Annotated in this window: 1 protein-coding gene; it reads left to right on the top strand. The window is 50.7% G+C overall.

Annotated features, from left to right (window positions below; all coding sequences use genetic code 11):
• On the top strand, window positions 1-614 hold a 614-nt coding region (gene mobA / locus ACTHUT_RS21440), incomplete at its 5' end, for a molybdenum cofactor guanylyltransferase MobA (protein WP_440419825.1).
• Between the last annotated feature and the right edge of the window lie 62 nt (window positions 615-676).

Genomic DNA, 676 nt, shown 5'->3' with positions numbered 1-676 from the left:
CTCCATACTCTGCTTCGCAAAGGACTACCAAAATGAAAATTTTCGCACTGATATTGGCCGGCGGGCAGGGAAGCCGGATGGGAGGTGTCGATAAGGGGTTGGTGCAATGGCACAACAAAGCCTTGATAGATCATGTTATCGAAAAAATCCGCCCCCAAGTCAGCCACATCGCCATCAGTGCCAACCGTAACCTTGAATCTTACGCCCAACGCAGCGCGCACGTTTTTTCTGATGCGCGCCAATGGCAGCATTACGGTCCTCTAGCCGCTTTGTGTACTGCTGCCAACGATTTGCAAATTGCCACTGCCGATTGGCTGCTTATCGTATCCTGCGATATGCCGCGTTTGCCTGAAAACTTGGTTTCCCAGTTTGAAACCATCGCGCGGCGCACGCCATTGTGCAATGCGTTTTATGTGGAGACCCCTGCCAGACCGCATTACAGCGTGATGTTTATCCGGCCGCAAATCCTGCAAAGCACCGTGCCATACCTTTATTCAGGAATGCGCAGCATCCGCGGCTGGTTGCAACAACAGCGTGCTCGGGTCGTCCATTTCCCTCACGAGCAGGATTTTATCAGCTACAACACAGAAAACGATTTGGCCCAGCCTTTGTAGTTGGATCAGTAAGGGGACTAATGTTCAGGTAGAGATAGGCTCACTTGATGATTATTTAATAT

This window comes from Neisseria sp. P0022.S010, assembly GCF_051956635.1.
This window is presented reverse-complemented; position numbering and strand designations above follow the sequence as displayed.